At 38.4% G+C, this 1,179-nt stretch carries 2 protein-coding genes and 1 pseudogene; 1 reads left to right on the top strand and 2 read right to left on the bottom strand.

Going from position 1 to position 1,179, the window contains the following annotated elements:
* The coding region (locus tag M72_RS14165) for a helix-turn-helix domain-containing protein (RefSeq protein ID WP_055068688.1) at nucleotides 1-249 on the bottom strand (249 nt) is incomplete at its 3' end.
* Between the two features lie 2 nt (nucleotides 250-251).
* A complete protein-coding gene (locus tag M72_RS14160; RefSeq protein WP_226948437.1) occupies nucleotides 252-500 on the bottom strand; it encodes a type II toxin-antitoxin system RelE/ParE family toxin in 249 nt (82 codons plus the stop codon).
* Nucleotides 501-728: 228 nt separating this feature from the next.
* Between M72_RS14160 and M72_RS18285 the strand changes: the two are divergent.
* Nucleotides 729-821: pseudogene (locus M72_RS18285) on the top strand (DNA topoisomerase III); the annotation flags it as partial.
* Nucleotides 822-1,179: the final 358 nt, after the last annotated feature.

Below are 1,179 nucleotides of genomic sequence, written 5' to 3'. Positions count from 1 at the left end.
ACCGAGATGCTGAAAAATATTAAGCAGTGTTCCGAGATTCGGGGTTGTTTTGCAGGATTCGATCCGTGCTACGGATGATTGTGGAATACCACACATAGCAGCAAGCTCTCTCTGGCTAAGTCCAAGAGAAGTACGCTGTTCCACCATGGCACTTACGATGGAGGAAATATTTTCAACTTCATCGATGTCTTTTCCAATTTCAGGATCAACGGTTCTTACATGTTCCTTATAGTCATTCCAGGTTTTCATAATCATTCAGCCTCCTTTCGGGCAAGGTAATCATCACGTTCAGCCTTTGCCCGTTCAATTTCGCGCTTGGGAGTTTTTTGAGTTTTCTTGCGGAATTGATGCAAAAGCACAAAGGTATCATTTTTGAAATAAAAATATAAAACACGGTTATTGCCTGGGCGAAGCTCCCAGATATCATCATCAAGGTGTTTTGTGATATTTTCATTAAGCCGTGTACCATTATCTTCGAGGAGCTGGATGTACAAACTTATCTGCTTGTATTGAATACGGGCATCTTTGTTTGTAGCTGCTTTGACTCGAAGAGATTCAAGAAATTCCCAAAGCTCTGATCTGCCATTGGAATCTTCCTAAAATTCAATGTTGTACATTAGTATATGTTCTCCAAGTGGAAATATTTATTCTATATACATGATAGCATTTATGCTATCAAAAAGCAAATAAAAAATGAAAGAAGGAAACAAAATTTGAGTGAAAAAAATATAAAATTAGTAATTGCCGAGAAACCTTCGGTGGCGCAGTCCATCGCAAAGGTAATCGGTGCAGATAAGAGAGAGGACGGATACCTGGAGGGCAAGAGATTGTGTTTAAAGATGGAAAACTTGTCTGAGACGCAGCGAAGTAAATAAAATGAATAATATAGGAAGTCAGTAGTGCGAGAATAAACTGCTGGCTTCTTTTTTGATAGATACAGTCACTCCCAGAGAGTGTGCAGGATAGTAAAGTAATAATATCAACATGACGATATAGAAAATGCAGGGAAGCATTGTATTTCAAAGAGTTTGAGATACAGTGCTTCTGCGTTTCTATAGGAGATAGTCGTTCTATGCGGAAAATAGTCATTTGATGCAGAGAATGATCGAGTGAAAGATTTGTTTGATATAATAAAGAGTGCTAGGTGAGACTTGTATGGTTTATAGGCATGAGAGCAAT

It is taken from the genome of Roseburia faecis (assembly GCF_001406815.1).
Lineage (GTDB): Bacteria > Bacillota > Clostridia > Lachnospirales > Lachnospiraceae > Roseburia > Roseburia faecis.
This window is presented reverse-complemented; position numbering and strand designations above follow the sequence as displayed.